The sequence below is a fragment of the Streptomyces sp. ActVer genome (assembly GCF_027270795.1).
In the GTDB taxonomy this organism is placed as follows: domain Bacteria; phylum Actinomycetota; class Actinomycetes; order Streptomycetales; family Streptomycetaceae; genus Streptomyces; species Streptomyces umbrinus_A.
Window position 1 is genome coordinate 1 of record NZ_JAPWHT010000595.1, and the last position, 5,235, is coordinate 5,235.

Here is a 5,235-nt window from a genome sequence, read left to right on the forward strand (position 1 = left end):
GATCGCGTACGGCATCGACGAGGAGCCGGACGCGGCGGCCTCGCTGCCGCTGGGCGCGGGTCGGCTGACCGCGGGCTTCCGCCCGGAGGCGGGGCGAGATAGCCGGAGGCCGGCCGCAGGATGACCGCGAGGGGGTCGTCGGGCTCCAGGTCCGGACCGTCCTCAGAGGGTGTGATCAAGGCTTCTCCTCAGGTGGGCGCGGAGCATTTCTCGGGCCGCGTGGAGGTCGGCCTTGACGGTTCCTTCCTTGCGCCCGGTCAGCGCGGACACCTCCCGGATCGGCATGTCGGCGTAGTAGTGCAGCAGGATCGGTACGCGCAGTCGTTCCGGCAGCGACTGCACGAGCAGGCGCACCGACGGGTCGGCCTGTTCGTTCTGCGGCCGGACGGCGACCTCGTCGCTGACACGGCGTACGGCTCTGCGCTCGCGCTCCAGTTTGCGCCAGTGGTCCCGGACGAGGTTGGCGGCGGTGACGTAGAGGAACCCCCGGGGCTCCGCCACGGTCGTCCAGCGGGCCCAGAGCCGGGTGAACGCCTCCGAGGCGATCTCGTGGGCCGTCTCGTCGTCGTCGACCAGGCGGCGGCACCAGCCGGCCAGGCGCGGGTAGAGGGCGGCGAACAGCTCGGACGCTGCCTTCTCGCGGGACCGTTTCAACGCTCTCCATGGTCGTGACGGACTCGTAGGAAGGATCCCGGGCCGCAGGCGAACCGTCCATCGACGTACGGTCCGTCGACGTATGGTCCGTCGGCCCAGGATCCTGGAGCTACGGGTTATTGCGTGCTGTCGGAACTCAGCGCGGCGAAGACGATCACGCTGTCGCGGTACCCGTCACCGGTGCGGGGGCCCCCGCAGGTGATGAGCCGCAGCTCCGGACGGCCCACGTCCCCGTAGACGTCGTCCGTCGGGAACTGGGCCTGGGCGACCGTCCGTACGTCGGTGACCGCGAACTCCGCCGCCTTGCCGTTCTCCAGGCGCGCCACGATCCGGTCGCCGCGGCGCAGCCGCGAGAGGTGACGGAAGACCCCGTCACCGTAGGAGCCGACCGTGACATGGCCGAGGATCACCGACGGGCCGACCTGGCCGGGCGTCGGCGAGTGCTGGTACCAGCCCGCCTTGTCGTCCGCCGCGATCGGAGGCACCTCCACGGTGCCGTCCGACGCCAGCCCCAGCCGCATGACCGGGGTGTCGACCTGGATGGCCGGGACCTGCAGCCTGACCGGGACCGAACGTCCCAGTGCCTTCGCCGCCTTCGCGGGGGGTCGCGAGCTCCCGGTCTTCCCGGCTCCGGCCCGGTCGTCGGTGGTTCGGTCGTCCGTGGACCGGTCGGCCTGCTGGCCGTCGCAGCTCACGAGCAGCGAGGCCACCGCCGCGGTGACGAACCCGCGCCGGGAGAGCGCGCGCCTGGAGGGCAGGGTCATTCCCCGGTCGCCCGCCGACGGCGTACGACGAAGAACGCCGCCCCGCCGACGGCGAACGCCGCGGCCGTGCCCCCGGCGATCAGCCCGCTGTCGGATCCGGACTTCGCCGACGTCGACACCTCACCGGTGTCGGGCGCTCCGCTCGGTACGACGGAGACCTCGTCGCCCGGTACGGGGGTCGGCGCCACCGTCGGTTCGGTGCCCTGGCTCGGTTCGGTGCCCACGCTCGGTTCGGCGCTCGGGGCCGCCTCGGAGGGCGCCTGGCTCGGGGCGGCGCTCGGCGCCACGGTCGGGGTCGACCCGTCGGCGAACGCGGGCACCGTGCTCGCCAGCACGGCGGTGCAGGCAAGTGCTATGGCGCTGAGGACAGTTCGGCGCATGAATCGCTCTCTTTCGTCGGCCCGCCCGCCCGGTGACCCGGCGGACTGGGATACGGATCGAGCGAAGAGACGAGACAGCGGCGGACCGGGTTGTAAAGAGCCGGCAAAGTCATCGGGCGGTCGGTGTACCGGTCCACGCGTGGAGCTTGTCCGGGTTGACCACGAGCCACAGGTCGGTGATCAGGCCGTCGCGGACGTCGGCGGCGAGGACGGCGATGGTCGTGCCGGCGATGCTGACCGTGACGCCGGGGGTGCCGTTGATGTCGTCCTCGACGAGTTCCACGTCCGGCTCCCTGCGCAGGAGGCCGAGGAGGAAGCGGGCCACCTTGTCCGCGCCGGTGATCGGGCGGAGCGCCGAGCGCACCTTGCCGCCTCCGTCGCTGCGCGACTCGACGGCGGGGTCGAGCAGGGCGACCAGCGAGTCGAGGTCACCGGTCTCGCACGCCTCGCGGAACGCGGAGACGACCTGCCGGTGTTCCGTCGTCGTACCGCCGACCGGCCGCCGCTCGGCGAGGCGACGGCGGGCCGAGGAGGCGAGCTGACGGCAGGCCGCGGTGGAGCGGCCCACCGTCTCGGCGATCTCGGCGTCCTGCACCGAACCGAGCATCCGGTAGCCGAGGTTGAGCAGCCGGCGCCGCTCGGCCATGAGGGAACCGAGGCTGGGACCAGGGTCCTGGTCGGAGCCGGGCGAGGTGGGCATGGGCGGTTCAGCCCCCCTCTCCGGGGCGCCCGTCGGGCCCGTGCCCGTCGTGCGCGATGTGCCGGACGTTCTCGGTGAGCCACTCGTCGAAGGTCTGGGTGCCGCGGGCGCCCGGCCCGGTCGGCAGGTTGCCGCCGCCCTTCATGGCCTTCCCGACGGCGCCGGGGAGCGTGACCGGCACCAGCAGCTTGCGCCGGCCCCCGGCCCGCAGCACCTTGCGCACCATGTCGACGAGTTCCTCGACGCGCGGTCCGGCGAGCTCGGGCGCCATGCCCTGGGGCGGCCCGAGGACGAGCTGCACCAGATGCTGGGCGACCTCGCGGGCGGCCACCGGCTGCGTTCGCATCCGGGGCACCATCGCGACCGGGCCCGGCATCCGGTCGAGTACCTGTTGCGGGAACTCCAGGAACTGCGTGGCCCGCATGATCGTCCACGGCGTCGAGCGGTCCTTGGTCACGACCTCCTCCTGGCGCAGTTTCCCCTTGTAGTAGCCGAGGCCGACCTGTTCGAGGCCGACGATCGAGAGGGCCACGTGGTGCCGTACGCCGGCCCGGGCCTCGGCGCCCAGGAGGTTACGGCCGACGCTCTCGAAGAACGAGATCGACTTCTTGGCGCTGGTGGTCTGCACGTTGCTGACGTCGACGACGGCCTCCACGCCGGTCATGGCGGCGTCGAGTCCGGCGCCCGAGACGAGGTCCACACCCCGCGACCTGGCCAGCACCACCGGCTCGTGCCCTGCGGCGACCAGCTCGTCGACCACGTACCGCCCGACCAGCCCGGTCCCGCCCGCTACCGCGATCCGCATGACGGACCTCCTTCTTCCACCGTGTTCCTGTCCGCCCCGGCCCTGTCCATTCTGATCACGTACGCCATCATGTGTCCCCCTGTCGCCGCCGGGGGAGCACCGGTACGAGGAGAGCGGCCGACGACAGCACCAGCAGCGTCAGGGTGACGACGTTGAGCACCTGGTCGCGCGTCCCGTACATGCTGAGATGCTGCATGTGGTAGCCGAGGTGCAGCACGTTGAAGACCAGCCACACCGCGCCCGTGGTCTGCACGAGCCGGGTGTTCCGTACGGAACCCAGGGTGATGGTCGTCAGGATCGCCAGCGCCAGGAACATGGCCCCGGCGTCCTTGGCGAGGTGCTCGTTGTACGGGCCGAGCTGGGGCAGCCAGCTCAGTCCGAAGCCGGGAAAGTCCGCGTGCCACTCCTTCGGCGAGAAGTAGGCCCAGGCGCCTGTGTACAGCGCGGTCACGGCCAGAAAGCCGAGGTTGGCGTACCGGATCTTCGTGTTCATGCCCCTATGACGAGACGGCGCACGAAAACGTGAGCCGCCGCACCGCAGGACCGTCCTGCACCGCGGGACCGGTCAGACGTCGCCCGGGTGCAGACCGGCGTCGCGCGCGAGCAGGGCCGCCTGGACCCGGTTGTCGCAGTCGAGCTTGGTCAGGATGCGGCTGACGTACGTCTTCACGGTGGCCTCGCTCATGTGCAGCCGCCTGCCCGCGTCCGCGTTGGACAGGCCCTCCCCGAGCAGGGCGAGCACATCGCGCTCCCGTGCGGTCAGCCCGTCGAGGCGGTTCCTGGCCTGCTCCGCGCGGGCGGTGGCCCCGGGGGAGGAGAGGGCGTCCACCACGTGCCGGGTGGCCGCCGGTGAGAGATAGGCGTTCCCGGCAGCGGCCGCCCGCACCGCGTGGATCAGCTCGTCGGGCGCTGAGTCCTTGAGCAGGAAGCCCGCGCCGCCGTGGCCGAGCGCCCGCAGTACGTTGTCGCGCTCGCCGAACGTGGTGAGGATCAGCACCCGTACGTTCGGCGCGACCCGGCCCAGTTCGGCCAGGGCCGTCAGCCCGTCCATCACCGGCATCTGGATGTCCAGCAGGGCCACGTCGACGGCCGTGCCCCGGGCGTTCTCCACCGCCTCGCGGCCGTCACCCACCTCGGCGACCACGTCGATGTCGTCGGCCGAGGTGAGGATCATTCTGATGCCGGCCCGGATGAGCGGCTCGTCGTCGGCGACGAGGACCCGGATCACACGGCCTCCTGCGCGGTGTCGGTCGGAAGCGGATGGCATGGCCTCGCCATCATGCCCTGATCCGGTCGGGTGCGTCGCGGAGACGGTGTGCGGAGGCGAGGGCGCGACCGCGGGCCGGGTGGTTACGCGGCCGTACGGCTACTTCTCGGTCCTGCGGGTCAGCTCTCGTCCTTGAAGGTCTGCTTCTCGACCAGCTTTCCGCCGCGGAAGCAGAACCGGAAGACGGTCGTGGTGTCGTCGGGGTCGTCGGACGCGAAGTGGCGGCAGGTCGCGTCCTTGGGCATCGGCGGGCCCTGGTCCGCCCAGACCGAGGTCAGTACCGAGTCCTCGTCGGGCAGCTTGTCCTGCACGGCGGTCTCGGAGTCGCCGACCTTCGCCGACTCGTACACCCTCGGCGGGATCGTGGCCTTGTTCATCTCGTCCATCAGCGCGCTCACCCCCCAGATTCCCAGGGCGACAACGCCCACGACGAGGACGACGGCGGTGACGGCGCAGCCGATGGCGACGTTCTTCTTCCTGCTCATGGTGGCGGCGAACTCCCCTTGCGGATCGGACCGGTTGATGACCGCTCCACTCTTGTCCGCGGTGCCGGTGCCGGGCTGCCCCACAAAGTCGTTGTACGGGCCGACGGAGGTCGCGCTGTGGGGGGGCTGGGGCTGGAGTTCGCCACCCCCGGTGCCGGTGCCGGTGCCGGTGCCGGTGCC

At 71.6% G+C, this 5,235-nt stretch carries 7 protein-coding genes and 2 pseudogenes; 1 reads left to right on the top strand and 8 read right to left on the bottom strand.

All coding sequences use genetic code 11. From position 1 onward, the window contains the following. A pseudogene (locus tag O3Q52_RS48390) lies at positions 1-85 on the top strand (exopolyphosphatase); the annotation flags it as partial. Positions 86-162: 77 nt separating this feature from the next. Here the strand turns inward: O3Q52_RS48390 and O3Q52_RS48395 are convergent. From O3Q52_RS48395 to O3Q52_RS48430, 8 genes and pseudogenes are all read right to left on the bottom strand, one after another. Continuing rightward, a complete protein-coding gene (locus O3Q52_RS48395) occupies positions 163-654 on the bottom strand; it encodes an RNA polymerase sigma factor (RefSeq protein WP_269654821.1) in 492 nt (163 codons plus the stop codon). 116 nt (positions 655-770) lie between these two features. Continuing rightward, complete coding sequence (locus O3Q52_RS48400; protein ID WP_269654822.1) at positions 771-1,418, bottom strand: class F sortase; 648 nt, start codon at positions 1,416-1,418, stop codon at positions 771-773. Then, positions 1,415-1,798: a Tat pathway signal sequence domain protein gene (locus O3Q52_RS48405; protein WP_269654823.1), complete on the bottom strand. Its 384-nt coding sequence runs from the start codon at positions 1,796-1,798 to the stop codon at positions 1,415-1,417. Before O3Q52_RS48405 ends, O3Q52_RS48400 begins: the two co-directional genes overlap by 4 nt. 109 nt (positions 1,799-1,907) lie before the next feature. Then, positions 1,908-2,498, bottom strand: coding sequence for a hypothetical protein (locus tag O3Q52_RS48410; RefSeq protein WP_269654824.1), 591 nt, complete (start codon positions 2,496-2,498; stop codon positions 1,908-1,910). A gap of 7 nt (positions 2,499-2,505) precedes the next feature. Continuing rightward, the gene (locus O3Q52_RS48415; protein WP_269654825.1) at positions 2,506-3,303 is read right to left on the bottom strand and encodes an SDR family oxidoreductase; all 798 of its coding nucleotides are present in this window, start codon (positions 3,301-3,303) and stop codon (positions 2,506-2,508) included. A gap of 67 nt (positions 3,304-3,370) precedes the next feature. Then, entirely contained in the window at positions 3,371-3,796 is a 426-nt protein-coding gene (locus O3Q52_RS48420) for a hypothetical protein (RefSeq protein WP_269654826.1), read from the bottom strand. A gap of 72 nt (positions 3,797-3,868) precedes the next feature. Then, positions 3,869-4,531, bottom strand: coding sequence for a response regulator transcription factor (locus O3Q52_RS48425; protein WP_269654827.1), 663 nt, complete (start codon positions 4,529-4,531; stop codon positions 3,869-3,871). A 158-nt stretch (positions 4,532-4,689) separates the two neighbouring features. Beyond that, a pseudogene (locus O3Q52_RS48430) lies at positions 4,690-5,235 on the bottom strand (two-component sensor histidine kinase); the annotation flags it as partial.

What these genes read in the sequence shown, in the direction of transcription:
- O3Q52_RS48415 (WP_269654825.1), bottom strand. Translation starts at nt 3,303, where the DNA reads ATGCGGATCGCGGTAGCGGGCGGGACCGGGCTGGTCGGGCGGTACGTG.
- O3Q52_RS48400 (WP_269654822.1), bottom strand. Translation starts at nt 1,418, where the DNA reads ATGACCCTGCCCTCCAGGCGCGCGCTCTCCCGGCGCGGGTTCGTCACC.
- O3Q52_RS48405 (WP_269654823.1), bottom strand. Translation starts at nt 1,798, where the DNA reads ATGCGCCGAACTGTCCTCAGCGCCATAGCACTTGCCTGCACCGCCGTG.
- O3Q52_RS48420 (WP_269654826.1), bottom strand. Translation starts at nt 3,796, where the DNA reads ATGAACACGAAGATCCGGTACGCCAACCTCGGCTTTCTGGCCGTGACC.
- O3Q52_RS48410 (WP_269654824.1), bottom strand. Translation starts at nt 2,498, where the DNA reads ATGCCCACCTCGCCCGGCTCCGACCAGGACCCTGGTCCCAGCCTCGGT.